Genomic DNA, 26334 nt, shown 5'->3' with positions numbered 1-26334 from the left:
GGGGGCGCGGACGGCGTCGGCCCGGCCGTCGTTGACGCGTCGTCTATCCGCTGTCAACACGCCGACCCTAGACGAACGGTGCTGCGCAACGGTCTGTACGCCGAGTTCCTCGGGGCGATCACCGCGCCCTGCCCTGGAGATCATCGCCGGAGGGCGCTGAGCGCCGAACGGGCTGGCGCTGTCCATCACGTGTCTACCGGTGCCTCGTACGTTCTGCCGCATCAATGTCACCGAATTCCTTTGGAGAGGACATGTTGCGGTTGCGAACGACCGTCCGGCCCGGCCGGGCACCGGGGGGCCCACCGCCAAGACGGCTTGTCGGAGGGCTCCGGCGGATGCTGGTGGTCCTGCTGGCGGTTCTCCTCCTGCCCATCGGGGCGACCGGGCCGGCGCACGCCGCCGACCCGCCGGACCCGGCTCGTCCCTACCTCCAGCTCATCGAGCTGCTGCGGGGGAACTTCACCCGCCCGTACCGCGCGGACTTCAACGTCACGCTCGATGACCCGAACCCCGTGATGGTCGACCTCTTCGATCTGGGACACCCGGATCAGGACCCCGTGCCGGGGATGGAAACCGGACTGATCATCGCGCCGCGCGACATGTACATCTGCGGCTTCTACACCGTCCGGGCGGGCGTGAAGACGCTCTACCGCTTGGCCGACAGGGGCGTCGGCACATCGCGGACTGCCCGCGACAACTGGTTCACGCAGCAGCAGCGGCAGCGGCCGCAACCAGGGCAAACCATCACGGTCCGGTATCGCGAGCTCAGCGCCATCGGCGTCGAGTACGGCGACCTCAGGAACGAGTCCGCCACGCCAGGCAACCTCTTCACATTCGAGAACGGCTGGGCGAATGTCGATGCCGACGCGCTGAGGAACGCCGTCAGAGTCCTGGAGAACGTCCTCGACGGCGGCCCGGACCCGGCGGCGCAGGCGCAACGGACACCATGGTTGCGCAGCGCACTGATGGTCCTCGTCGAAGCCGTGGCCGAGGGCACTCGGTTCCAGAACGTCAGGAACGGCATCGCAGCGGCGATGCGCAGCCGGATCCCGGCACGCATCCGTGAGTACGAGACCCAGATCCTGACCTGGGCCAGGCGAAGCAGGGACCTGTGGGACGCCAACCAGGACCCGAGCAACTCCTGGTTCGCCGCCACCGCAGCCGCCGTCGGGCTGGCCGTCCTCCAGGTCCAGGCGCAGAATCGGATCTGCCGGATACCGCGGTCGAGCGACGGCCCGTTCGCGTGCTCCCAGCCACTGGTGGAAGCGAGTTTCAGCACCAGCCGTGACGTCTACCTCCTCCGGGGGCCGTTCGTCGCCCGCATCGCGGACTTCCCGGGCAACGCCAGCCTGGCCGGAGGCAAGGAGGACACCATCTCCCACCTGTGGCCGGTCCTGGGGAACACACCGTTCGCGAACGGCTTCGACGCGGCCTTCACGCTGCCGGAGAACCCGGATGAAGTGATGATGTTCCGGGGGGACCAGTACATGCGGATGAGGGTGGACCCCGACACGGGGACCGCAACGATGACCAAGCCGCCGACCACGATCGCGGACGGGTGGCACAGCCTGGCCGGCAGTGACAGCACCGCACCCTTCACCCAGGGGGTCGACGCGGCCCTCTCGGTGACGGAGAACCAGGTCTTCCTCTTCAAGGGCGACACGTACGTGTCGCTGGAAGCCAACATCGGCCGTTCCACCGACCGCGTGCTCAACGGGCCCAAGCCCATCGGCGACAACTTCACCGCCCTGACCCGAGCCGGCTGGACCGACGGGTTCAACGCGGCCATCCGGTGGCCAGGCTCGCAGTTCTCCAACAGGGCCTATGCCTCCTTCTTCCGCGGGAACCAGTTGACCAGCGGATTCGTTGCGGCCGGCGGCACGGACGGCACCGTCGTCGTGGGCCCCACGGCTCTGCGCTGGAGCGTCCTGCAGGGCACGATCTTCGCCGCCGGCGACACCACCGGCATGCCGAAGATCCCGCGGATGGACGACAACGGCCGCCCGACGGACACCCCACCGCCCCCGCCCTCGGCGGCCGGCGTCTCGCTGGTCAACGACGGCACCGGCCGGGTGGCCGACGTCGACCGGGCGAACCCCGCCAACGGCACCAAGGTCAAGGCCCTCGGCGGGAACGGGAACCCGGCGCAGAAGTGGAACCTGGACCGCCAGGACGACGGCCGGTTCGCGATCCGGACGGCCCTCGACCCCGGACAGGTGCTGGACGCCAACAGCAACCGGTCGCAGACCGTGGACGGCACCAGCTACTACAGCGCGCTCTGGCGGGACGGCGGGGGCGCGAACCAGCGCTGGCAGCTCGACGCGCTGGACGGGCGGACGTACCAGATCGTCTCCTCGGACGGCGGCTGCCTGACCGACCAGGGCGAGGACAAGGCCCTGGCCTTCTGGAAGTGCGCCGGGGCCGCCGAACAGCGGTGGCACCTGGAGGGCGGCACCAGCACCGGCGACCCCGGGGGGCCGGACTCCGCGGGAGCCCCGTTCGACGACTCGCCCGACGACCGGGGGACGAAGCCCGCCTCCTCGGGCGACTGCCGGCCCGAGGGGATGGCCGCCACCCCGGGGGTGAACGCCCGGTACTGCGACGTCTACGACAACAGCGGCCGGGAGTGGGTCGGTAACAACCGCACCCGGCGCACGGTGGGGTACTTCACGGGGTGGCGCTCCGGGGCCAAGGGAGACCCCGCGTACCTGGCGTCCAACATCCCCTGGTCGAAGGTCACGCACGTGAACTATGCGTTCGCGAAGGTGGAGAACAACCGGATCAGCGTCGGTGACGTGAACGACCCGGCCAACCCGGCCACCGGCATGACCTGGGACGGCGACCGGAACGCCATGGATCCGTCCCTCCCGTACAAGGGTCACTTCAACCTGCTGAACACGTACAAGAAGAAGCACCCGGCCGTGAAGACGCTGATCTCCGTCGGCGGCTGGGCGGACACCCGGAACTTCTACGCGATGGCCACCAACGCCGACGGCTCGGTGAACCAGGCGGGCATCGACGCGTTCGCCGACTCCGTGACGGACTTCCTGGACCGGTACGGGTTCAACGGCGTCGACATCGACTACGAGTACCCCGGCGCCCTGCCCAACACGGGCAACCCCAACGACTGGGACGTCTCCAACCCGCGCCGCAAGGGCCTCCAGCAGGGCTACACCGCCCTGATGAAGACCCTGCGGACCAAGCTGGACCAGTCCGGCACGGCCAAGGGCCGCTACTACCTGCTGACCTCGGCCGGGTCCGCCTCCGGCTACCTGGTGCGCGGACTGGACGCCGGCCAGGCGCTCCAGTACCAGGACTACGTCAACGTCATGAGCTACGACCTGCACGGCTCCTGGAACAAGTTCGTCGGCCCGCAGGCCCCGCTCTACGACACCGGGCAGGACAACGAGCTGGCCGCCGCCGGGATCTACAACGACCAGGCGCCCGACACCAAGGACTACCAGAAGAACGGCTACTTCAACACCGACTGGGCCTACCACTACTACCGCGGCGCCCTCCCGCCCGGCCGGATCAACCTCGGCATCCCCTACTACTCCCGCGGTTGGCAGAACGTGCAGGGCGGCACGGACGGCCTGTGGGGCACCTCCGCCATGGCGGACCAGTCCCAGTGCCCGAAGGGCGTCGGCGGCCGGGGCCCGGCCAAGGGCCAGGACTGCGGCCTCGGCGCGACCGGCATCGACAACGTGTGGCACGACACCGAGGACGGCCGCGAGGTCGGCGCCGGGTCGAACCCGCTGTGGCACACCAAGAACCTCCAGGACGGCCGCACCCCCGGCTACCTGCGCTCCTACGGCGTCGACCCGGCCACCGACGCCGGGAAGCTGACCGGCGGCTACGCCGAGAAGTACTCCGACCCGCTCCAGTCGTCGTGGCTGTGGAACGACGCCAAGAAGGTGTTCCTCTCCACGGAGAACGACAGGTCGATCGACGCCAAGGCGAAGTACATCGCGGACAAGGGCGTCGGCGGGGCGATGATCTGGGAGCTCGCGGGTGACTACACCAAGCGTTCCAACGGCGAGTGGGGGATGGGCTACGACCTGACCACCCGCCTCGACAACGCGCTCAAGGGCGCGGGGGCGTCCGGCAACACCACCGGCGGCGGCAAGACGCTGCCCGCCGAGGTGATCGACGTCAAGGCCGAGCTGGTGGACTTCCCGACCGACGTCGGGGACATGTGGCCGATGCAGCCGAAGCTGCGGATCACCAACAACTCCAAGGTCGCCCTCGCCCAGGGCACGGAGATCTCCTTCGACCTCCCCACCTCCGCCCCACCGGTGGTGAAGGACGGGGCCTGGAAGGAGATGAGCGGCATCGTCCCCGGCCACACGGGGCCCAACGCGGGCGGGCTGAAGGGCGACTTCCACCGGGTGACCGTCAAACTCGGCTACTGCGAGGACATCCCCGCCGGCAGGTCGAAGGACATCGAGGTCAAGTACTACCTGCCCGTCACCGGCCCGGCGAACGTCACCTTCAGGATCGGCGGCAAGGACTACGGATCCACCGGCGACAAGCGCCGCGCGGTGACGACCGTCGATCCCCCGGCACCGGCCTCCGGGGCCCAGTGCCAGGCCGCGCCGTGGCAGGCGCACGCCTACAACCCCAACCCCTCGTTCGCGTTCTGGCAGACCGGCGACAAGTGGATCATCGAGGACCGCAACAGCGGCAACGTCCTCGACCACCCCGGCAGCTGGACCGACGCCCACCTGTCGATGAAGCAGACCGGCAACGCCAACCAGCTGTGGGCGGTGAGCGAGGACGACCAGGGCTGGTACCACATCAAGTCCGCTACCAGCGGCCACGACCAGTGCCTCGACGCCACCACGGCCAGGGGCACCCTCACGGTCCGGGACTGCGACGGGAAGGTCGACCAGTGGTGGCGGCTGGTGCCGCTCAGCACGGACCAGGCCACCGCGGGCAAGCCGATGCTGGACCGGTGGGTCACCGGTGGCGCCAAGCACGGCAGCTCCTACGCGCTGGGCAGCTTCGCCGGCGGGAACGACGACTGGTGGAAGGCGCCGGCCTACCTCGCCGCCCCCGCGAACAGCGCCACCGCCTCCAGTACGAAGATCATCGCCGGGGACACCGACGGCGCCTGGGCCTCGACGGTGTCGTGGAACGGCTTCTACTGGCGCGCCAAGTGGTGGAACAAGGCGACCGACGAGCCCGGCAAGAGCGACGCCTGGCAGAAGCTCGGCCCCACACCGTGACCGACCCGCACCCTGAGGGGAGTTGACCGCCGCGGGCCCCGGCAGAGCATCGCCGCTCTGCCGGGGCCCGCTGCGCATCGACGTCAGGGCGGCCGGCTCGTCCGGGTGCAGGTGTCAGAGGGTGCAGGTGTCAGGGGGTGCAGGTGTCAGGGGGTGCCGGACCGGGTGGGCGTCAGGTCCGCGACCAGGAGCGCCAGCAGGTCCGTCGGCGCCTCGATGAAGCGGTAGTGGCCTCCCTCCAGGAGTTCGAAGGTCGCTTCGCCGCACGCTGACCAGCCGGTCATCAGCGACGGCTCGATGCCCGTGTCCTCCGTCCAGCCGATGGCGGTGATCGGGCACGGCAGCCGGACCGGCTCGGCCACGTGGTACCGCTTGTTCATGTCGACGTCGTTCCGCAGGACGCCGAGGTAGAGCGCGAGCAGGCTCGGTTCCAGGGTGCCGCCCAGTTCCGCGACGAGCTGGCGCAGTTCGCCGGCCAGCTCGTCGTCGTCCATGCCGAGGAAGCGGCCGTAGGGGCCGTCCTGCGGCGCGACCTCGGCGGAGACGAACACCCGGGTCGGGGCGGGGCAGCCCCTTTCGACCAGCCGTACGGCGGTCTCGTACGCCGCCAGCGCGGAGCCGCAGTGCCCGAACAGCGCGTAGGGACGGTCCAGGTAGGGGCGCAGCGCCTCGCAGAGGTCGTCGGCCAGCGCCTCGTAGGTGGTGTGGGCGGGCTCGCGCATCCGGTTCTCCCGGCCGGGCAGCTGCACGGGGCAGACCTCGACGCCGTTGACCGAGGACGGCCACTGGCGGTACATGCTCGCTCCGCAGCCGGAGTAGGGCAGGCAGAACAGCCGTGCCGGTGCCACCGGCGACGGCTCGCGCAGGAACCACTTGTTGCGGGTACGGGCCGTCGGAGCGTTCACTGATGACCTTCCGGGTGGGGTTTCTTCTCGGGTGCGGCTGCGGTGGTGCACGCCCTAGCGGGTCCGCGCGGTGATCGGCAGGTGGGTGAAGCCCGCGATGATGTTCGAGCGCATGCGCCGCGGCGTCCCGGCGAGTTCGAAGCCGGTGAACCGGCCGAGCAGTTCGGCGAACAGGATCCGCAGGGCCACCCGTGCGACGGTGTGTCCGATGCAGTAGTGCGCGCCGACGCCGAACGCGATGTGCTTGTTGGGCCGCCGTCGGATGTCGAAGGTGTCCGGGTCGGCGAACACGGTCTCGTCGCGGTTGGCCGACCCCAGCCACACGACGACCGCGTCCCCCGCGGGGATCGGCACGCCCCGGACCTCGACGTCGCGGGTGGCGTGGCGCATGAAGTGCTGGGTGGGCGAGGCCCATCGCAGGGCTTCCTCCACGCCGCTGCCGAGCAGCTCCGGGTGTGCCGCCCAGTCGTCCAGGACCGCCGTCCCGGCCAGTTCGACCATCGCCGCGATCGGCGGCTGGGCGGTGGTGACGGTCGCACCGAGCAGCAGGCTGTAGCAGTTGGACACGATCTCGCCCGGCGACAGCCGGCGTCCGTCCAGTTCCATCGTGAGCAGCACGCTGATCAGGTCGTCACCCGGTGCGCGCCGACGCACGGTGACGATGTCCTGGAAGTAGGCGAACAGTTCGCGGTGGGCGGTCACGAGGGTGGCCTGCGGTCCGGCGGCGAGCTGGAACTCGGGGTCGTCCGCGGCGATGCAGGCGTGGGCGAGCCGGACCAGCCGCGGCCAGTCCTGTTCCGGCAGCGCCATCATGGTGCCGATCACCGCCATCGGCAGGGTGGCCATGGCGGCGGCGAAGTCGAACGGGCCGCCGTCGGCCAACGGCCGGAGCAGTTCGACGATGACCCGGCGGATGGCCTCCCGGTCGTTCTCCACCGTCTTGATCGACAGCGCCTGTTGCAGCGGGCCGCGCAGGTGCGCGTGCCGGGGCGGGTCGGTCACGGCCATCTGCCGGCCGCCGGCGGGGTCGCCCTGGCCGAGGAGGTTGAGCAGGGTGCCCTGTTCGGAGGTGAACGTGTCGTGGTCGCGGAGCACCCGGTTGGCCTCGGCGTAGCCGACGACCGACCAGTAGCCGATGTCGCCGACCGGCTGCCAGCTCACCGGGGCGTGGCGGCGCAGCCGTCGCCACACCTCGTGCGCCCCGCCCGAGTGGTACAGGTCGGGGTCGATCAGGTCGACCGGTTGCGGGGCGAGGACCGGGCATCGCGGGGTGGGGGGAACCGCCGTCATCGGGGCTGCTCCTGCCGTGCTCCGTCGGCCTGGCCCGCCGTCGGACTGTCCGGGCGCGCCGCCGGGCCGTCCTGGCCCGCCGTCCGCATCCGGGCGGTGAGGGCCGTCGCCAGCTCGGCGACGGTCGGCGACAGGTACAGGATCTGCGCGGGGAGGTCCACGTCGAACTCGCGCTGGGTGGCGACCAGGAGGTCGGTGGCCAGCAGGGAGTGCCCGCCGAGGTCGAAGAAGTCGTCGTCGACGCCGACCGGTTCGATGCCGAGGATGTCGCCCCACAACTCGGTCAGCCGCGTCTGCACCTCGGTGACGGGCGGGACGTACTCGTTGGCCACGTTGCGCGGTACCCGGGTGGCGGTGGGCAGGGCCCGGCGGTCGATCTTGCCGTTGCGGTTCACCGGCAGCTCGGGACGGACGAGGATCGCCCAGGGGATCAGGTAGCCCGGCAGCCTGTCCCGCAGCTCGTGGCGCAGCCGCCGACCGAGGTCGGCGTTACCCGCCGGGTCGGACTGCGCGGGCACGACGTAGGCCAGGAGCCGGGTGCCGCCCGCCGGATCGGCCTGCGGCAGCACGACCGCGTGCCGCACCTCGGCGAGCCGTTCCAGCTCGACCTCGACGGCGCGCGGTTCGGCGCGGTAGCCCTGGACCTTGACCTGGTCGTCCGCGCGTCCGACGAACTCCAGCGTGCCGTCGGGCAGCCATCGCACGAGGTCGCCGGTCCGGTACATCCGGGCCCCGGGCTCGGTCCCGAACGGGTCGGGCAGGAACCGTTCGGCCGTTGCGGCCGGGCGCCCCAGGTAGCCGCGGGCCAGGCCCGCCCCGGCCACGTACAGTTCGCCGCACTCGCCGACGGGCACCGGCCTGAGGTCGCCGTCGAGCACGGCGACCCTGGTGCCGCTGATCGGGCGGCCGATCGGCACGCTGCGCAGCTCCGGGAGGGTGCTGCTGGTCCAGCAGGTCGTGTACGTGGTGTTCTCGGTCGGCCCGTAGCCGTTGGTGAAGAGCAGCTCCGGGTAGCGGGCCAGCAGGTGCTGGACGTGGCCCGGCGAGGCCACGTCACCCCCGGTGAGGACGTGCCGCACGTCGGCGAACGCCTCCAGGTGGGAGCTCACCATCTGGTGGAAGAGCCCGGTGGTCAGCAGCAGGACCGTCACGCGCTCGGCGCGGACGACGCGCGCCACGTGCTCCAGCGTGATGGCGACCGGGGGGAAGAGGACCAGTCGGCAGCCGTTGACGAGGGGGGCCCAGATCTCGAACGTGGACGCGTCGAACGCGACCGGCGCGAGGTGGAAGAAGACGTCCTCGGCGCGGACGTCCACCCAGTCCGCACCCCGGACGAGCCGGTCGATCGCCCGGTGGGGCACGCCGACGCCCTTGGGCTCGCCGGTGGAGCCCGAGGTGTAGCTGACGTAGGCGAGCCGGTCCGGGTCGCCGGGGCGGGCCGCAGCCGCCGGCCCGGCGGCCGGCTCCTGCGCCGGTCCGCCTTCCGTCACCGTGACGACGGTGCCGGGCAGCTGCTCCCCCAGGGCCTCTCCGACGATCACCATGCCCGCGCCGGCGTCCTCGAGCAGCATCGCGTGGCGGCCGGCCGGGTCGTCCGGTTCGAGTCCGAGGTACGCCCCGCCCGCGATGAGGACGGCGAGCAGGGCCACGATCAGCTCCGGCGACCGCGGCACCAGCACGCCCACGACGTCCTCCTGCGCCAGTCCGGCCGCGCGCAGCCGCCCGGCGAGCCGGTTGGCACGGTCGTTGAGCTGCCGGTAGGTCAGGGTCCGTCCGTCGCAGGTGACGGCGGGCGCGTGCGGGGCCCGCTCCGCCTGTTCGGCGACCAGCTCGTGGATGGCCCGCGCGTCGAACGGTGGCCGTCCGCTGCCGACGAACGCCGGGATGTCGGAGGTGAGGACCGTCTTGGTCAACTGCTTCCCGCTTTCCTGTGCTGAAGTGTCCCCGTCGGGGTTGAACGCGCGACCGCGTGGGCCGTCGCCGCCGCGGTGGCCGTCGCGGTGGCCGCTGCGCAGCACGTGGTGCGCGGTGTCACCGGGTGCGTCCACCGCCTCAGACCGCCGGCACGTGGAAGAAGGTGTCCCGCGCGGCGATGCGGCCCTGCGGCGTCATCCGGAAGAAGTCCGCGAACCGCAGCTCGACCTCACCGCCGTCGTGCAGCACGCCGCGGAACAGGCCGTGCACCGCCACCTCGTCGTCGGTCGTGACCACGGTGGCCAGGGTGTGCACGCCGGTGCGGATCACCCGCTGGTCGCGGTAGAAGCGTTCCAGTTCGGCGTGCCCGACCATGGGTTGGTACCCGGGGCGGTGGTAGCGGGCGTCCGGGGTGAACAGGGCGACCAGCGCGGGCACGTCCCCGGCGTCGACGAGCTGGTAGTACCGGCGGACCTGGGACACCCCCAGCGCCGGGGCCGTCAGGGTTTCCGGGGCCATCGGGGTCTCCGGTGGTGCGGGTGTTGCCGGTGGTGCCGGCGTTTCGTCGGGATGGGAGAGGGTGTGGACCATGCCGAGGTGCTTCCTGTGATCGCTTGATCTGTCAGAGTCGTGTACGTGGTGAGAGAGCCGGTACGGCCGCGGCGTCCGGGGCGTCCTCGAGCGCTTCGACCAGGCGCGCCGGCGTGGGTGCCTGGAACAGGGCGCCGAGGGTGAGTTCACGGCCGAACCTCACCCGCACCCGGTTGACCAGCCGGGTCGCGAGCAGGGAGTTGCCGCCCAGCGCGAAGAAACCGTCGTCGACGCCCACCGCGGGCCGGCCGAGCACCTCGGCGAACAGCGCGCACATCGTCTGCTCCGCCGGGGTTCGCGGTCCGGGCCCGGACGGTGCCGGCGCGAGGTCCGGGACGGGCAGCGCGGCCCGGTCGATCTTGCCCCTGGGGGTCAGGGGGAAGGCGTCGAGCGTGACGATCGCCGAGGGCACCATGTAGTCCGGCAGCACCGCGCAGGCGTGCTCCCGCACCGCCGCCGGGTCGAGCCCCGAGTCCCCGGCCGGGACGACGTAGCCGATCAGACGCCTGCCGGGCGAGGCGCCCGGGCCGGCGACCACGGTCGCCTGGGCGACGGCCGGGTGCCCGGCCAGCACCGCCTCGATCTCGCCCAGCTCGATGCGGAAGCCGTGGAGCTTGACCTGCTCGTCCGCGCGGCCGAGGAACTCGAGTTCCCCCTCGGCGTTCCAGCGGACGACGTCGCCCGTGCGGTACATCCGCTCGCCCGGGTCGCCGAAGGGGCACGGCAGGAACTGGCCGGCCGTGCGGCGGGGGTCGTTCAGGTACCCGCGCGCCACGCCCGCACCGGCGACGTACAGCACGCCGGCCACCCCCGGCGGCACCGGCGACAGCGCCTCGTCCAGGACGTACACCCGCCTGTTGTCCACCGGTCGGCCGAGGGGGACGACGTCGGGCACGGGCCGGCCGGGGCGCAGCACCCTGCGCGTGGTGAACGTGGTGGCCTCGGTCGGGCCGTACCCGGCGACCACCACGGAGTCCGGACACCGTGCCAGGACGCGCCGGACGGCATCGGCCGGCACGATGTCACCGCCGGTCCACACCTGGCCGACCCCGGCCAGCGTGCCGGGTGACTCCTCGGCGAACACCCGGAACAGCCCGGCCGTCAGCCACAGCGCACCGACCCGGTGATCGACGATGAGCCGGTGGAGGTCCGCGAGCGCCAGCTCGCCGGGCGGGGCCACGACGACCCGGCCCCCGTTGAGCAGCGGCACCCACCACTCGTAGGTCGAGGCGTCGAAGGCGTGCGGGGAGTGTGCGAGGACCCGCGGGCCGTCCTCTTCGCGCCAACAGCGTTGCGCGGTCAGGCTGATGACGTTGCGGTGGGTCAGGGCCACCCCCTTCGGCGTGCCCGTGGACCCGGAGGTGTACAGGACGCACGCCAGGTGGTCCGGGCGCAGCGGCACGACGGGGTCGGTGGCCGGCTCGTCGGCGAGTCCGGGGTCGGTGTCGACGACGACGACCGGGGTGCCGTGGGACAGTGCGTCGTCCAGGGTGGCCCGGTGGGTGAGCAGCACCGCCGCCCCGGTGTCGTCCAGGACGCGGCGCAGGCGGGCCGTCGGGGCCCGGGTGTCCAGCGGTACGTAGGCGCCGCCGGCCTTGCTGATCGCCAGGACCGACACCACCACGTCGGCGGAGCGTTCCATGAGCACGGCCACCGTGCTGTCGCAGCGGACGCCCAGGGCGATGAGCCGGTGGGCCAGCCGGTTGGCCCGGTCGTTCAACTCCGCGTAGGACAGGGTGGTTTCGCCGCACACGACGGCGGGCGCATCGGGCGTGCGCGCGGCCTCGGCCGCGAAGGCCAGCGGCACCGTCGGGTGCGGCAGCGGCTGCGTGGTGCGGTTGACGGCCACGACGGTCCGCTGCCGTTCCTCGGGGGTGAGGAGGTCGGGCCGGCCGATCGGCCGGTCCGGGTCGGCGGCCACCGCGTCCAGGAACCGGAGGAACCGCTGCTGGTGGGCGGTGAGTTCGGCCTCGGAGTAGAGCGCGGGGTTCGCGTCGACGTCGAGCCGGGGCGCGGTGCCGTCGGAGCGGTCGTAGACGGAGAACGAGAGGTCCTCGACCGGCCCGTTGGACAGGTTGTGCACGGTGGCCCGGACGCCCGCGAAGTCCAGGTGGTAGTAGAAGGACATGATGTTGACGAGGGGTCCGAACAGGACCCGCTCCGACCGGGCCGGATCCAGTTCCCTGCGCAGGTCCTCGCTGCGGTGGCGCTGGTGCCCGCGCAGGGCGGCGACCTCCTCGGCCGCCTGTCGCGCGAGTGCGGACAGACCCTGTTCCGGGTGCACGCGCAGCCGCAGCGGCACCACGTTCGCCACCATGCCGGGGACGGCCTGCACGGAGGAGCCGGTGCGCCCGGTCACCGGCATGCTGAGCACGATGTCCCGTTCGCCGCTGAGGCGGTGGAGGTACGCGGCGACCGCTGCGGTGAAGGCGGTGGGCCAGCTCGCCCCGGCGGGCCGCGCGGCCCGCCGCAGCGCCGCGACGGTGGGCGCGTCGAGGGTGCTGGTACGGCGCAGGAAGCCGTCCGAGGCGGCCGCCGAGCGGCTGGCGAGGCTGACGGGATCCGGCCGGCCGGCCAGCCGGGCCGCCCAGAACGCCCGGTCCTGTCCGGGCTGTTCCGACGCGTGGTAGGCGGCGTCGTGCGCCAGCAGGAGGCTCAGCGGCCCGAAGGCCGGTCCTGCCCCTCCCCTGCCCTCGACCAGTCCGGTGTAGGTCTTGGCGACGCGGCGCGCGATCAGCGACATGCTGAAGCCGTCGACCACGATGTGGTGGACGCGCTGGTACCAGAGGAAGCGGTCCGGCGCGACGGCGAACAGGGCCTGGCGGAACAGCGGGTCCCGGGTGAGCCCGACCGGTGTGGACAGGTCGGCGCGCATCCAGCGCTCGGCCGCCCGCAGCGGATCCGGTGTCGAGGTGAGGTCGACGTGGTCCATCGACCAGTCGGGCGACGGGGTGACGACCTGCCGGGGGCCCTCGGCACCGTCGGTGAGGCGAACGCGCAGGGACTCGGTCTCGTCCACCACGCGCCGCACGGCCGTCTCGAACAGCTCCGGGTCGATCGGCCCGGGGATGTCCACGTACTCACCGGTGTTGTAGACGGGGCTGCCGGGGCGCAGGTGGTGGGCGAACCAGATGCCGGACTGCGCCGACGACAACGGCAGCTCGTGTCCGTCGCTCATCCGAGCTCCTCCAGGACGGCCGACAGGGCGTCGGCGAAGGGTGCGGCGTGGGGCGGCGACAGCATGTCGTGGTGGTTGCCGGGCACCTCGACCACGCTCAACGCCCCCCGGGTGCGGTCGCGCCACCGGGCGGGGACCACGACCGGGGCGGCGAGCACGGGGTGCGCCTCGGCGCTCGTGAACAGGTGGATCGGTGTCCGCAGCCGCGCGGTCGACCGGTAGCGTCGGGCGGCGTCGCCGTTGGTGGTGAAGACCCTTACCATGCGCCGCAGTTGTTCGGTGCGCACCCGCAGGGGAAGGCGCTCGCCGGCGTGCGCGTCGTGGAGCAGCAGGGACAGGGCGTCCTGCTCGTCGAGCTCGTGGAGCTCTCCGACGGCTCCGGCGGGCAGCCCGGAGGCGAGCGCGAACCGGGCCGTCCCGTGCGCGTCGTGGCCGCCGGGCCCGTCGGTGGGCCCGTGGTCGGACTCGGTGGAGCCGTCGGTGGATCCGTCGGTGGATCCGTCGGTGAACGCGGGCGCTCCGACGTCGATGATCCCGAGGAATCCCGGGGGGTTCCCCTCCTCCTCCAGCAGGCGGGCCATCTCGAAGGCGACCAGCCCGCCGAAGGACCAGCCGGCCAGCAGGTACGGGCCGTCGGGCAGGACGGACCGCAGCTCCCGCAGGTAGCGCTGCGCCTGCTCCTCGACGGTGGCCAGTGGCGGCTCCTCGGTGTTGTAGCCGACGGCCTCCAGGCCGTAGACGGGCCGGCCGCCGGCGAGCGGTTCGACGGGGTGCTCGGCGGGGTGCTCGGCCAGGTGTTCGGTGAGGTGCTCGGCCAGGTGGAGGAAGGAGCACACGTCGCCGCTCTGCGGGTGCACCAGGATCAGCGGCGCCCTGCGGTGGTCTCCTTCGGCCAGCGGGACCACGAGCCGGCGCAGGGCCTGCGAGGCGTTGGGCAGTTCCGCGCACAGACCCTCGACGGTGGGATGGCGGAACACCGTGTTCAGCGGCACGGTGACCCCCCACTCCCGCCGGATCGCCTCCACGAGCTCGACCGCCCTGAGCGAATGCCCGCCCAGCGCGAAGAAGTCGTCCCGGACGCCGACCCGCGGGGTGCCCAGCACGCGCTCCCAGATCCTGGTCATCAGGAGTTCCAGCAGGTCCCGCGGCGGTAGCGCACCCGCCTCGTGGCCGTGGCGGGCCGGCTCGGGCAGGGCCCCGCGGTCCACCTTGCCGTTCGTGGTCAACGGGATCCGGTCGAGCGCGGTCAGCGTCGTGGGCACCATGAACTCGGGCAGGGTCTCGCGCAGGGAGCGCCGCAGGACCGCCAGGTCACCGGGCCGGTCCTGCCACACCAGGTAGCCGGCCAGTTCGGCGTCCGTCCCGGTGCCCCGCACCGTCACCGTGGCCCTGGCGACACCGGGCTGCGCGCACAGCGCGGCCTCGATCTCGCCCAGCTCGATGCGGTAGCCCCGGATCTTCACCTGCTCGTCGGTGCGGCCCAGGAAGACCAGGCTGCCGTCCGGCAGGTACCGCGCCAGGTCGCCGGTCCGGTACAGCCGGCCGCCGTCGGCACCGAACGGATCGGGCACGAAGCGCTCGGCGGTCAGCCCCGGCCGGTTGGCGTACCCGCGGGTGACGCCGACCCCGCCGATGTGGATCTCGCCCGGTACGCCGACGGGCACCGGGGCGCCGGCCGGGTCCAGCAGGTAGATCCGGAGGTTGCCGAGCGGCCGGCCGATCGGCACGGACCCTCCCGGCCGGGCCAGGTCCCGGTCGGCGTCCACGCGCCGGGTGACGCAGCCGACGGACGCCTCGGTGGGACCGTAGCCGTTCCACAGCGTGGAGACCCGGTCGAGGAGCCGCCGGGCCAGGGCGGGCTGGAGCGGTTCGCCCACGCAGATCGCCTGGAACCGGCCGCCCTGCCATCCGCCGTCCAGCAGCAGGAGCCAGGTGGCCGGTGTGGCCATGAGCGTGGTGACGCCGAACCCGCGCATCATCTCCGTCAGGCGCGGGCCGTCGACCGCGACCTCCGACGGGGCGATCACCACGCTCGCGCCCCAGGCCAGGGGCATGAGCACCTGGGGGACGATGACGTCGAAGGAGATCGAGGCCACCGAGGCGACGACATCGTCCCCGCCGAGATCCAGCTGTCGGCCGCGGACCACCAGGTAGTTGACCACGCCCTCGTGCGGGACCAGCACGGCCTTGGGGCGGCCGGTCGAACCGGAGGTGTAGATCGAGTACGCCAGGTTGGCGGGCGTCGCGAGCGGCGGCAGCCGGTCCCCGGGCAGGGCCGCGATGAGCCCGGCCTCGTCGTCCGTCCACACCGTCGCGGCGCCGTGCCGCGGCAGCCGGTCGGCCAGGGAGCGCTGGGTGAGCAGCAGCGGCACTTCGGCGTCGGCGAGCATGAACGACATGCGCTGCGCCGGGAGGTCCGGGTCCAGCGGCAGGTAGGCGGCGCCCGACTTGAGGACGGCCAGCAGGGCCACGACCAGGTCCGCCGAGCGCGGCAGGCACACGCCGACCAGGCGTTCCGGCCGCGCTCCCCGGGCTCGCAGGTGCCGGGCCAACTGGTTGGCCCGGTGGTCGAGTTCCCGGTAGGTCAGTCGCTGGGCGCCGCAGCGGACCGCCACCGCGTCGGGGGTCAGCCGGGCCTGCTCCTCGACCAGCTCGTGGACGCAGAGGTCCGCGGGGAAGGGTTCGTCGGTGGCGTTGGCGGCCACCAGCAGCGCTTCGCGCTCGGCCTCGGTGAGCAGGTCCAGGCGCGAGACGGGACGGTCGGGATCGCCGGCCGCGGCGTCCAGCAGCCGCAGGTAGTGGCCGACCAGCCGTTCCACGCTCGCGCGGTCGAACAGATCGGTGTCGAAGGCCACGGTCCCGGTGGTGCCGGCTGCCCCGGTCGCGCCCGTCGGCCGGTCGGCTATCACCAGGCTGAGGTCGACCTTGGCCGTGCCGTTGTCGACCTCGATCTGTTCGACCTCCGTCCCCACCAGCCGGAGGGCCGCGGCCGGGTCGGACAGGCCGGCGAACATCACCTGGAACAGCGGGTTGCGGTCGAGACCGCGGGCCGGCCGCAATTCCTGCACCAGCCGTTCGAACGGCAGGTCCTGGTGCGCGTAGGCGTCCACGGCGGTGCTGCGGACCCGGTCGAGCAGTTCGGCGAAGCTCGGGTCGTCCGCGAGGTCGGTGCGGATGACCACGGTGTTGATGAACGAGCCCACCAGCGGGTCGAGTTCCGGACGGGTCCGGCCCGCGACCGGTGTGCCGACCGCCACGTCGGACTGCCCGCTGTAGCGGGCGAGCAGGGCCTGGAACGCGGCGAGCAGCGTCATGAACATCGTCGCGCCGTGCCGCCGACCCAGCAGCCGCAACCGGTCGGCCAGTTCCTCGGGCACCGTGAAGGTGATCCGCTCGCCCCGGCCCGCGCGGACCGGTCCGCGCGGGCGGTCGGTGGGCAGGTCCAGCGGCGACAGCCCGGACAGCTGTGCGCTCCAGTAGTCCAGTTGGCGCCGCAGGCGGTCGCCGGACAGCCGGGCCCGCTGCCAGTGGGCGAAGTCCGCGTACTGGATCCGCAAGGGGGGCAGCTCGTGCTCGCGGCCTTCCAGCCGGCTCCGGTACATCGCCGACAGGTCGTCCCACAGCAGCGGCATCGACCAGCCGTCGACGGCGATGTGGTGGACGACCACCACCAGGACGTGTTCGTCCTCGCCGACCCGCAGCAGTGATGCGCGCAGCAGCGGGGCGGCGGCCAGGTCGAACGGGCGCAGGATCTCGGACTGAACGAGATCGAGGGCCAGCCGCGTCCGGCGTTCCGCGGGCTCGGTCCGGAGGTCCGTGACGGGCAGGTCGAGCGGCCGGGCCGGCTCGACCGAGGGGCTGGGGAGCCCGTCCCGCTCGGGGAAGGCGGTGCGCAGGACTTCGTGGCGCCGCACCAGCTCGGTGAGGCTGTGGCCGAGGGCGGCCACGTCCAGCGGGCCGTGCAGCCGGAAGACCTCGTGGACGTTGTACATCGCGGGGCCGTCGGACAGCCGCTCGACCAGCCACATGCGTTCCTGGGTGAACGACGTCACCTGCGCACCCGCCGGACGGGGCGGGATCGCGGCCTCCGGCTCGCCCTCGACGGCCCTGCTCCGGGCCGCGCGGACGCGTTGGTCGAGCAGGGCCCGGGTGGTGGCCGGCGTGGAACCGGCCGACGGAGCGGCTCCGGGCGCGGAACCGGTCGGCCGGCCGGGCTCGGGGCGACTGTGCTGTGCCTTCACGGGTGACGGGCCTTTCCGGCGGGAAGCGGTTCCGCTTCGGCGGCGGCACCGAGGTCCGCCAGCAACGCCGCGTCGATGCCGTCGGCGAGTTCGGCGACGGTCGGGTGGTAGAAGAGCAGGGCGACAGGCAGTTCGAGGTCGAGTGCCCGGCCGAGTCGGGACATGACCTTCGAGGCGAGGAGCGAATGGCCGCCCAGCTCGAAGAAGTCGCTGTCCACGCCGTCCGGGGTGACACCGAGCACCTCGGCCCAGGTCTCCAGCACGAGGAGCTCGGTCTCGGTGGCGGGCCCGGTCTCGGTGGCGGGCCCGGTCTCGGTGGCGGACTCGGGTACGGCGGCGGACTCGGGTTCGGTCTCGGCGGCGGGCTCGGGTTCGGTCTCGGTGGCGGGCTCGCTGGCCGTCTCGCTCCTGGTGGCGGGAGCGGGGCGGCTCACGCGGAGGCCGGGAGGGGTCTCCCACGCCGAGATCGGCCGTTCGGGGCTGTCGACGAGCTGGTCGAGCAACACCCGGAAACCCTCGGAGAGTTGCCGCACCGTGTCGCGGTCGAAGAGGTCGGCGGCGTAGCGGATGACGCCGGTGAAGCGATCGCCGCCGTCCGTCATGGAGACCTCGATGTCGAACTTCGCCACGTCGTTCGGCATCTGGTGGTCACTCACCTCGATCCCCGGAAGGCCGGACGGGAGCGCGGGCGGCTCCTCCAGCTGGAACATGACCGTGAACAGCGGGTGTTGGCCGAGGTCGCGTTCGGGCCGCAGCTCCTGTACCAGCCGCTCGAAGGGGACGTCCTGGTGGGCGTAGGCCTCCACCGCGCACCGCCGCACCCGGGCGAGCACGTCGGTGAAGCCGGGGTCGCCCGACAGGTCGGTGCGCAGGACGAGCGTGTTGACGAAGAAGCCGACCAGCGGCTCCACCTCGATCCGGGTCCGCCCGGAGATCGGCGTCCCCACCGTCACGTCGGCCTGTCCCGTGCAACGCGCGAGCAGGACCTGGAAGGCGGCCAGCAGCGTCATGAACGGCGTCACCTCGTGGGCGCGCCCCAGTGTGCGTATTCGCTCGGCGAGTTCCGCCGGGATCTCGATCTCGACCTGGTCGCCCCGGCCTGACCACACCGCGGGGCGGGTTCGGTCCGTCGGGATCACCGACGGGCTCAGGTCGGCCAAGTGCTCGCGCCAGTAGGCGAGTTGGTCCAGCATCGCCGTTCCGGCCTGATGGCTCCGTTGCCAGTCGGCGAAGTCGGCGTACTGGACGGGCAGGTCCGCCAGGGCGATCGGCCGGCCGTCGACGGCGGCGGCGTATCCGGCGGAGAACTCCTGCCACAGCACCGACAGCGACCAGCCGTCGCAGGCGATGTGGTGGATCACCAGGAGCAGCAGATGGTCGTCGGGGGCGATGCGGATCAGTCGGGCCCGCAGCATCGGAGCGGTCCCGAGGTCGAACGGGGTCGCCAGATCGGCGGCCACCAGCTCCCGGGCCCGCTGCCAGGCCTGCTCCGCGGGGGTGTGCGTCAGATCGGTGATCGTCGGCACGAAGGTCTCGACCGGCTCCGCGGCGTGGCGCGGGCCGTCCTCGGTGTCGACGATCCTGCCGCGCAACACCTCGTGGCGCCGCACGACTTCGGTCAGCGCCCGGGTGAGCGCCCCCTGGTCCAGTCGTCCGCGCAGGCGTACCGCGGTCGGGACGTTGTGGTCCGGCCGGCCCGGCCGCAGCCGATCGAGGAACCACAGCCGTTGCTGGGCGAAGGACAACAGGGTCGGAGCGTGCGCGCGCCGATCGGGACCAGGCATGACGGATCCACCTTTCACGGCGATCGGGAACGCTTCAACGCCCCGGAAATCCCCTCGCCGATTCGCTACTTGGCGAACAGTACGGCGGATACTAGGTGGCTCCCGTCTCACTCCGCAAGATCGAGAACGGGGTTGCAGGCATCAAGACAATATTTACGCCAGTCCACCGGAATCCTTATGTAGATCGAACACGCTCGACGGCTAGCATCGGCGCGGCCGGCCGTGACACCCTCTCTGACGTGCCGTCATGGCTCGGATCGTGCACCCCACTTCCGTGGACGGGCACCACGTGATAATTCTTCTGTCTCCAGGGGACGGCCGGGTGGGCCCCTTTCATGCCGGGCCTTCATTGTTCCGAATAAGATCGGTGAACCCGCTGCATGAACTCATCCGTTGTATATGAACCCACCCCGTTGCATGAACTCGGAGAAGTCGTGATGCAGCAGCAGAGTCTGGTGGGTTCATTCGTCTCGCACGCCACCGGCCACCCCGGTGATCCGGCGCTGATATGGCGCGGAGAAGAGACGACCTACCGTGAACTCCACCAGCTGGCGGAGCGGGAGCGCGTCCGGATCGCCCGGCTCGCCCCGGGCGGGGACGAGCCGGTCGGCATCCCGGCCGCCAAGTCGCCCTCGACGATCGCCCTGATGCTCGCCTGCCTGCTGGAAGGGCGGCGCTTCCTGCTGCTGCCGGCGCCCACGCCGGAGGGGAGGACGCCCCACACGTTGGTCGAGCAGGCCGGAATCCGGCACGTCCTGTCACCGGAGAGCCCCCGGGCGCCCGGACCCGGGCCGGGCGCCCCGGACCGGCCGGCGGAACCGGAGGCACCGCGCCGTACGGAGCCCGCCGACGTCTCCTTCATGTTCACCACCTCCGGTTCCACCGGGCGGCCGAAGATCGTGCCACTGAGCACGGGGGCGGTGGACCGCTTCACCACCTGGGCCGGCGAGCGGTTCGGCGTCCGCCGGGGAACGACGGTCCTCAACTACGCCCCGCTCACCTTCGACCTGTGCCTGCTGGACATCTGGACCACGCTCAAGTACGGCGGCCGCGTCGTCCTGGTCGATCCGGCCCGGGCCACCCAGCCGGGCTACCTGCTGGACCTCGTGTCCCGCCACGCGGTCCAACTCGTCCAGGCGGTACCGATGTTCTACCGGCTGCTGGTCGACGCGGCCGCCGGGAGCGGCCGGCGGCTCGACACGGTCGAGCACGTCGTCTTCACCGGCGACAGCATGCCCGCCCGCTGCCTGGCCGAACTCCCGCAGCTGTTCACCGGCGCGCGGTTCTACAACATCTACGGCTGTACCGAGACCAACGACAGCTTCCTGCACGAGGTCGACGGCACCGAGCCGGCGGACGGCCCGGTGCCGATCGGACGCCCGCTGCCCGGAGTCCACGCGGTGGTCGTCGGTGCCGACGGCGGGATCGTGACCGGGCCGGGGACCGGCGAGCTCCACGTCGCGACGCCGTTCCAGACCGACGGCTACCTGGACCGGGAGCAGGACGCGGACAGGTTCGCGACCCACCACCACGACGGGGAGGCGCGGCGCTACTTCCGCAGCGGCGACCTCGTGCGACGTGACCGGGACGGCCGCATCACCCTGGAAGGCCGCAACGACCACCAGGTCAAGGTCCGCGGCGTGCGGGTCAACACCCACGAGGTCGAGCAGGTGCTGCTCGACCATCCCGACGTCGTCGAGGCGGCCGTGGTGACCGTGCCCGACCCGGTGGCCGGCCGCCTGCTGCGCAGCGTGGTCCGCCGCGCCCCGGACAGCCGGCTGAACTCGCTGGCGCTGCGCCGGCACTGCGCACAACGGCTTCCGCTCACCGCCGTCCCCTCGACCCTGCTGATCGTGGACGACCCGCTGCCCAGGACGTCCACCGGAAAGATCGACCGCACGCCCCTCCAGCCCGCCTGCTCCCCGTCCCAGCCAAACGAAGGAACGGCCACGTGAAACACGCCGCGGTAGTCACGCAGTTCATCATCGAGGAGTTCCTGCCGGACGTCGGCACGAACGAACTGGACTCCGACTACGACCTCGTGGACGGCGGGGTCATCGACAGCCTCGGCCTGCTCAAGACGATCGCCTGGCTCGAGGACTGCTTCGACCTGCGCGTCGAGGAGATCGACCTCGACCTCGACCCGGACAGCTTCCGCTCGGTCGGCTCGATCAGCAGGTTCATCGAGCAGGCCCAGCAGCACCGGACGGACGCCCACTAGCCATGCACGAGGTGCTGCGAGCGCTGATCGACCGGGACCGCGCCGCCGTCGACCAGGAGATGTGGGGGTCCTTCTGGGACCAGCTGCGTGACGGCGCCCTCCGCTCCGGCGAGACGGTGGCGCTGCTGTCCTCGCTGTCCACCCGGATGCCCGATCGGGACACGCTGGTCGCCATGCTCCGCTCGCTGGACGAGCGCCGGCCGGCCGTCACCGCGCGGCTGGACCGCACGGCCAACATCGTCGGCACCGGAGGCGGGCCGGCCACGTTCAACATCTCCACCGCGGCGGCGTTCGTCGCCGCCGCCCTGGGCGTGCGCATCGTCAAGACGGGATCCCGCGCCTACACGAGCACCTGCGGCTCCCACGACCTGCTCGACCGCCTCGGTATCGGAACGACCACCTCCTACGAGCAGACCGACGCCCTGCTGGAACGCTTCGGCATCGCCTTCCCGGGGAACTTCGTCTACCCGCGGGAGGTGGCACTGCTGGCCCGGAGCATCGTGCCGATGGACCTGCGGATGATCGGCGGATTCATCAACTCCGTCGGCCCCTTCCTGGCCGCGGTGCCGGTCTCCGCCCAGCTCGTCGGTGTCTCGGACCATTCGCTGGTGCCGACTCTGGGCCAGGTCGCCGCCACCGTTGCCGACCGGAGGATCTGGCTGTGCTCCAACGAGCTGGGAGTCGACGAGCTCGTCAGCTCCGTCGACAACGTCGTCCTCACCAATGACGGCACCGACGCGATCCGACTGCGGGCCGAGGCTCCCGGGACTCCCGCAAGCGGCACCGACCCGATCGCCGGACTACGGCCGACCAGCGAGGGCGAGGACGTGGTCGACCACTTCCTCGGCGTGCTCTCCGGAGCCGGGACGGCTCTCGCAACGCGGACCGTCTGCCTGAACGCCGCCGCCCTGGCCGTCGCGAGCGGGCTGATCGACGGGTGGCCGGAGGCGATCAGGGCGGCCGACGACGCCCTCCGCAGCGGCGCCGCCCGCGACCTCGTCGACCGCTTGCGCGCGCACCCGGCGCGCCGCGTGATCACCACGGCGCGTGCGCGGTGAGCGGGTTCTTCGCACGCCGGCCACCGGACCAGCCAGGCCTGGCGATGTTCCTCAACGCCGGAGATCCCCCGCTGCCCGTCCTGGCCGACGTCATGCGGATGCTCGACGACTGCCGCGTGGACTGCCTGGAGCTGGCGGTGCCCTTCCCCCACTCGGTCACCGACGGGCCGGTCATCCGCCGATCGGCGCAGCGGGCCCTGGCCGACGGCGTCGGACTCGACGAGGTGCTCGGACTCCTCAGCGGGATCCTGCCCCGGCTGCGCCACCTGCGGGTGGCGCTGCTGGCCGACTGGAGCCACACGGTCAGAGGCCTGACCGTGCCCGGCTTCGTCCGGCGGGTCGCCGACTCGGGCGTCGACGGCCTGCTGGTCCACGGCCTGCCGCCGCGGCTACGGGCCGGCTACCTCGAAGCGGTGCAGGAGGCGGGGCTGCCCGTGGTCGCCACCTGCTACGCCGCGTCGACGGCCGAGGTGAAGGCCGCAGCCGCCGAGTCCGCCACCGCGTACCTGTACCTGGTGGCCCACTACGGCCGCAGCGGCGGCAAGCTCACGGCCGACCGCCAGGAACTGGCCGACGCGCTGGCCGCACTGCGCAGGACGACCGCCGTACCGATCGCCGTCGGATTCGGCGTCCGCTCCCGGGCGGACATCGACCTGCTGCACGGCCTCGGCGCCGACGCCGCGGTCGTGGGCAGCGCCGGGGTCGCCCGGATCGAGCACGCCCTCGCCGCAGAGGCCGACGTGGTCGAGGAGTTCCACACCTTCGTACAGACCGTTTCGCCGTACTCAGCAAACCGCTGATCCGGCAAGCCGCTCACTCAACAAGCCGCTCACTCAGCAAACCGCTCACTCAACAAGCCGCTCATTCGGCAAACCGCTGATTCGGCAAACCGCTAGGAGGCACACCCGATGATCGTCCGACGCCTTGACGAGGTGACCACCGTGGACTGGGGCAACGGGCTCAGCCGCAGGTTCCTTCTCGAATCCGACGGCCTGGGCTACACGATGACGGACACCACCGTCCGCGCCGGCACCAAGTCGAGGCTGGAGTACCGCCGTCACCTGGAGGCCTGCTACTGCATCGAGGGAACGGGGCAGGTCGTGAACGCCGACGGCACGTCCCACCCGATCGAGCCGGGCACGCTGTACGCGCTCGACCTGCACGACGCCCACTTCCTGATCGCGGACCAGGACGCGGACCTCCGCCTGGTGTGCGTGTTCTCGCCCGCGTTGCGCGGCGACGAACGCCACAACCTGGACTCGACCGATTTCTCCGAGTACTAACAGGACTGACAGATGATCAGCTGGAACGCCGACCAGATCGCTCTGGGCGAGGGCATCGCCCAGTGGTGCGAGGAACTCAGCTCGGGCCATCTCGAAGGGGACGCGCAAGGCGCCTTCCCGTGGGACAAGTGGAAGCTGATCCGGCGGTCCGGAATCCTCGGCCTGCCGTTCGACGAGCAGTGGGGCGGGCTGGGCCAGGACCTGCTCACCACCATGCACGTGCTCGAACAACTCGGCACCGGGTGCCGTGACGGCGGACTGAACTTCTCGGTCGCCACCCACCTGGTCAGCGTCGGAGTCCCGCTGCAACGGTTCGGCTCGCCGGAGCTCAAGGCGCGCCACCTGCCGGGGATCTGCTCGGGAGAGACGATCGGGGCGCACGCGATCAGCGAGACCGAGAGCGGCTCCGACGCGCTGGCGATGAGGACCACCGCCACCCGCGAGGGCGACGGCTTCGTGCTGCGGGGCGGCAAGGCCTTCATCACCAACGGCCCGGTGGCCGACGTGTTCGTGGTCTACGCGCGCACCCACCCGAAGGCCGGCCCGCTCAGCATCACCGCCTTCGTCGTGGAGCGGGACACCCCGGGGCTCGTCGTCGGGCCGCCCGTCGCCACCATGGGGCTGCGGACGGCGCCGCTGGGCGAACTGCACTTCGACGACTGCCGGATCCCCGCATCCGCCGTGATCGGCCGGGTCGGATCAGGGTTCCTGGTCCTGGACCACGTGATGAAGTGGGAGATCCTCTGCTCCTTCGTCATCAACACCGGGCAGATGCGCTACCGGCTCGACCGCTGCGTCGAGTACGCCAAGGAGCGCGTCCAGTTCGGCAGTCCGATCGGCTCGTACCAGTCGATCTCCCACAAGCTCGTGGACATGAGCATCGGCTTGGACACCGCGCGGAAGTGGCTCTACGACACGGCCGTCCGGCTGACGGAGGGCGAGAACGTCACGAGGGACATCGCCGTCAGCAAGGTCCTCGCCAGCGAGAGCAACCTCTCCTCCGCGCTGGCCGCCGTGCAGATCTTCGGCGGCAGCGGGTACCTGGCCGAGTACGGACTGGAGAAGGACGTGCGCGACGCGGTCGCCGGCCCGATCTACTCGGGCACGTCGGAGATCCAACGCAACCGCATCGCCGCCATGTTGGGGTTGTGACACCTGATGCTGGTCAAGATCTGCGGAGCCGCCTCGGCCGAGGACGTGGCATCGCTCGACAGCGCCGGAGCCGACTTCGTCGGCCTGTGGCACGGCATCCCAGGCGGCCGTGCCGACCTGACGCTCAGTCAACTCACCTCCCTCGCCGACGCCGTACACCGAACGGCGCGCATGCATCCGGTCCTCGTGACCTTCCTCAACGACGCCGAGACGCTGCGCGCGGCGACGGCCGCGGCCCGGGTCCGGTGGGTCCAACTGCACGGCTACCAGCCGCCGGGCCTGGTCCGCGCCCTGAAGGGCACCACGGACCTCACCGTGGTCAAGGTGCTGCACCTCGGCACGGACACCCGCGCGGAGCGGTCCCTGATCGCGGCGTACGAGCGGGCCGGAACGGACCTCTTCCTGCTGGACGCGGTCGCCGGGGACGGCCGGATCGGCAGTACCGGGCAACCGGCGGACTGCGGGGCCGTCATCGAGATCGCGGACCGCCTCTCGCGGCCCTTCCTGCTGGCCGGCGGCATCTCGGCCGACAACCGGGAGGACTACCGGGCGGTGCTGGACCACCCCCTGTTCCTGGGCATCGACGTGGACACGGCGGCCAGGGACGGCGACGGGCGACTGAGCGCCGACCGGGTCACGGCCGTACGGCGCGGCTGGCGTGATCCGAAAGCGAGGGCCTAGATGACGGCCGCGTTCATCGAGGCGCTGCTGGACGCCCGCCGACCGGTGATCATGGAGCTCAAGCGGCAGGACGCCGCCGGGCACGACCTGTTCGGTGACAGGTCGGCCGCCCGGCTGGTCGCCGACTACCAGGACGTCGGCGCACCCTGCCTGTCCGTGGTGACCGGCCAGTGGTTCGGCGGCACCCCGGACCTGCTGCACGAGGTCGTGGCGGCGACGGACCTGCCCGTGCTGCAGAAGGACTTCATCACCCGCCGGAGCCAACTGCACCAGGCCCGCGAGAGCGGCGCGTCCGCGGTCCTGCTCACCGCCGCGCTGCTGCCGCGCACCACCCTGGGCCATCTGGTCGAGCTCGGCCTGAGCCTGGGCCTGACGCCGTTCGTCGAGGTCACCACCGAGGAGGAGATCAGCCGCGTGCCGCGCGCCGAGGAGTGCGTGGTCGCGGTGAACAACAAGGACATCGCCACCCGCGAACGCGGCGCGGGCGACCTCGGGCGAAGCTCGTCGCTCCTGCCCGCGGTACTGGGCAGCGGCACCCGGTGCCCGGTGAGTGCCGGGGCCATCCGCTGCCCCGATGACGCCGCCCGCCTGCTCGGTGAAGGCTTCGCCGGTGTACTCATCGGAACGGGCCTCCTGCGCGCCGCCAGCCTTCCGCAATGGCTGGACGGCCTCGACACCCACCTCGACTCCCGTCTTGGCACCCACCTCGGCTCCCGTCTTGGCACCCGTCTCGACACCGGCCGTGAACCGGCTCCACCCGTCCGCCGCCCGGCGGACCCCCCGACCACCGACATCTGGAGGTAACGGC

General features: G+C 71.9%; 16 protein-coding genes. 9 read left to right on the top strand and 7 right to left on the bottom strand.

The features are described 5' to 3' along the window. Positions 1–335 precede the first annotated feature (335 nt). Complete coding sequence (locus AB0P03_RS20070) at positions 336–5228, top strand: glycosyl hydrolase family 18 protein (RefSeq protein WP_363630022.1); 4893 nt, start codon at positions 336–338, stop codon at positions 5226–5228. Positions 5229–5374: 146 nt separating this feature from the next. Here AB0P03_RS20070 and AB0P03_RS20065 read toward each other — a convergent pair whose 3' ends face one another. From AB0P03_RS20065 to AB0P03_RS20035, 7 genes are all read right to left on the bottom strand, one after another. Then, positions 5375–6133, bottom strand: a complete 759-nt coding sequence (locus AB0P03_RS20065; RefSeq protein WP_363583424.1) for a thioesterase domain-containing protein — start codon at positions 6131–6133, stop codon at positions 5375–5377. 54 nt (positions 6134–6187) lie between these two features. After that, positions 6188–7423: a cytochrome P450 gene (locus AB0P03_RS20060; protein ID WP_363630020.1), complete on the bottom strand. Its 1236-nt coding sequence runs from the start codon at positions 7421–7423 to the stop codon at positions 6188–6190. Beyond that, positions 7420–9471 (bottom strand): non-ribosomal peptide synthetase, encoded by a 2052-nt coding sequence (locus AB0P03_RS20055; RefSeq protein WP_363630018.1) that lies wholly within the window; start codon positions 9469–9471, stop codon positions 7420–7422. Before AB0P03_RS20055 ends, AB0P03_RS20060 begins: the two co-directional genes overlap by 4 nt. A gap of 4 nt (positions 9472–9475) precedes the next feature. Continuing rightward, the gene (locus AB0P03_RS20050) at positions 9476–9856 is read right to left on the bottom strand and encodes a nuclear transport factor 2 family protein (protein ID WP_363630016.1); all 381 of its coding nucleotides are present in this window, start codon (positions 9854–9856) and stop codon (positions 9476–9478) included. 103 nt (positions 9857–9959) lie between these two features. After that, the gene (locus tag AB0P03_RS20045) at positions 9960–13106 is read right to left on the bottom strand and encodes an amino acid adenylation domain-containing protein (protein ID WP_363630014.1); all 3147 of its coding nucleotides are present in this window, start codon (positions 13104–13106) and stop codon (positions 9960–9962) included. After that, positions 13103–17347 carry an amino acid adenylation domain-containing protein gene (locus AB0P03_RS20040; RefSeq protein ID WP_363630012.1) on the bottom strand — a complete coding sequence of 1415 codons (4245 nt, stop codon included), beginning with the start codon at positions 17345–17347 and terminating at the stop codon, positions 13103–13105. Before AB0P03_RS20040 ends, AB0P03_RS20045 begins: the two co-directional genes overlap by 4 nt. Further along, positions 17344–19131 carry a condensation domain-containing protein gene (locus tag AB0P03_RS20035; protein WP_363630010.1) on the bottom strand — a complete coding sequence of 596 codons (1788 nt, stop codon included), beginning with the start codon at positions 19129–19131 and terminating at the stop codon, positions 17344–17346. The genes AB0P03_RS20040 and AB0P03_RS20035 overlap by 4 nt, the downstream gene beginning before the upstream one ends. A 437-nt stretch (positions 19132–19568) precedes the next feature. On the opposite strand from AB0P03_RS20035, the gene AB0P03_RS20030 reads away from it, so the two are divergent. The 8 genes from AB0P03_RS20030 (at position 19569) to AB0P03_RS19995 (ending at position 26330) form a co-directional block, all read left to right on the top strand. After that, entirely contained in the window at positions 19569–21086 is a 1518-nt protein-coding gene (locus AB0P03_RS20030; protein WP_363583411.1) for an AMP-binding protein, read from the top strand. Then, positions 21083–21352, top strand: coding sequence for an acyl carrier protein (locus tag AB0P03_RS20025; RefSeq protein ID WP_363630008.1), 270 nt, complete (start codon positions 21083–21085; stop codon positions 21350–21352). The genes AB0P03_RS20030 and AB0P03_RS20025 overlap by 4 nt, the downstream gene beginning before the upstream one ends. Before the next feature lie 2 nt (positions 21353–21354). After that, on the top strand, positions 21355–22410 hold the full coding sequence (locus AB0P03_RS20020; RefSeq protein WP_363630006.1) for an anthranilate phosphoribosyltransferase: 1056 nt from the start codon (positions 21355–21357) through the stop codon (positions 22408–22410). After that, positions 22407–23210: a tryptophan synthase subunit alpha gene (gene trpA, locus AB0P03_RS20015; RefSeq protein WP_363630004.1), complete on the top strand. Its 804-nt coding sequence runs from the start codon at positions 22407–22409 to the stop codon at positions 23208–23210. Before AB0P03_RS20020 ends, trpA begins: the two co-directional genes overlap by 4 nt. 108 nt (positions 23211–23318) lie before the next feature. Continuing rightward, positions 23319–23693 (top strand): ectoine synthase, encoded by a 375-nt coding sequence (locus AB0P03_RS20010; protein WP_331744348.1) that lies wholly within the window; start codon positions 23319–23321, stop codon positions 23691–23693. 12 nt (positions 23694–23705) lie between these two features. Continuing rightward, positions 23706–24845 carry an acyl-CoA dehydrogenase family protein gene (locus tag AB0P03_RS20005; protein ID WP_363630002.1) on the top strand — a complete coding sequence of 380 codons (1140 nt, stop codon included), beginning with the start codon at positions 23706–23708 and terminating at the stop codon, positions 24843–24845. 6 nt (positions 24846–24851) lie between these two features. Then, positions 24852–25526 (top strand): N-(5'-phosphoribosyl)anthranilate isomerase, encoded by a 675-nt coding sequence (locus tag AB0P03_RS20000; RefSeq protein WP_363630000.1) that lies wholly within the window; start codon positions 24852–24854, stop codon positions 25524–25526. Beyond that, the gene (locus tag AB0P03_RS19995; RefSeq protein ID WP_363583399.1) at positions 25527–26330 is read left to right on the top strand and encodes an indole-3-glycerol-phosphate synthase; all 804 of its coding nucleotides are present in this window, start codon (positions 25527–25529) and stop codon (positions 26328–26330) included. Positions 26331–26334: the final 4 nt, after the last annotated feature.

Source organism: Kitasatospora sp. NPDC088779 (genome assembly GCF_040685395.1).
Classification (GTDB): Bacteria; Actinomycetota; Actinomycetes; order Streptomycetales; family Streptomycetaceae; genus Kitasatospora.
The sequence above is the reverse complement of the archived record's forward strand: the minus strand, read 5'-3'. Positions and strand labels throughout refer to the sequence as shown.

Excerpts from the sequence above, each read along its gene's own strand:
- AB0P03_RS20070 (WP_363630022.1), top strand. The coding sequence starts at position 336 with ATGCTGGTGGTCCTGCTGGCGGTTCTCCTCCTGCCCATCGGGGCGACC.
- AB0P03_RS20060 (WP_363630020.1), bottom strand. The coding sequence starts at position 7,423 with ATGACGGCGGTTCCCCCCACCCCGCGATGCCCGGTCCTCGCCCCGCAA.
- AB0P03_RS20050 (WP_363630016.1), bottom strand. The coding sequence starts at position 9,856 with ATGGCCCCGGAAACCCTGACGGCCCCGGCGCTGGGGGTGTCCCAGGTC.
- AB0P03_RS20045 (WP_363630014.1), bottom strand. The coding sequence starts at position 13,106 with ATGAGCGACGGACACGAGCTGCCGTTGTCGTCGGCGCAGTCCGGCATC.
- AB0P03_RS20035 (WP_363630010.1), bottom strand. The coding sequence starts at position 19,131 with ATGCCTGGTCCCGATCGGCGCGCGCACGCTCCGACCCTGTTGTCCTTC.
- AB0P03_RS20030 (WP_363583411.1), top strand. The coding sequence starts at position 19,569 with ATGCAGCAGCAGAGTCTGGTGGGTTCATTCGTCTCGCACGCCACCGGC.
- AB0P03_RS20020 (WP_363630006.1), top strand. The coding sequence starts at position 21,355 with ATGCACGAGGTGCTGCGAGCGCTGATCGACCGGGACCGCGCCGCCGTC.
- AB0P03_RS20010 (WP_331744348.1), top strand. The coding sequence starts at position 23,319 with ATGATCGTCCGACGCCTTGACGAGGTGACCACCGTGGACTGGGGCAAC.
- AB0P03_RS20005 (WP_363630002.1), top strand. The coding sequence starts at position 23,706 with ATGATCAGCTGGAACGCCGACCAGATCGCTCTGGGCGAGGGCATCGCC.
- AB0P03_RS20000 (WP_363630000.1), top strand. The coding sequence starts at position 24,852 with ATGCTGGTCAAGATCTGCGGAGCCGCCTCGGCCGAGGACGTGGCATCG.
- AB0P03_RS19995 (WP_363583399.1), top strand. The coding sequence starts at position 25,527 with ATGACGGCCGCGTTCATCGAGGCGCTGCTGGACGCCCGCCGACCGGTG.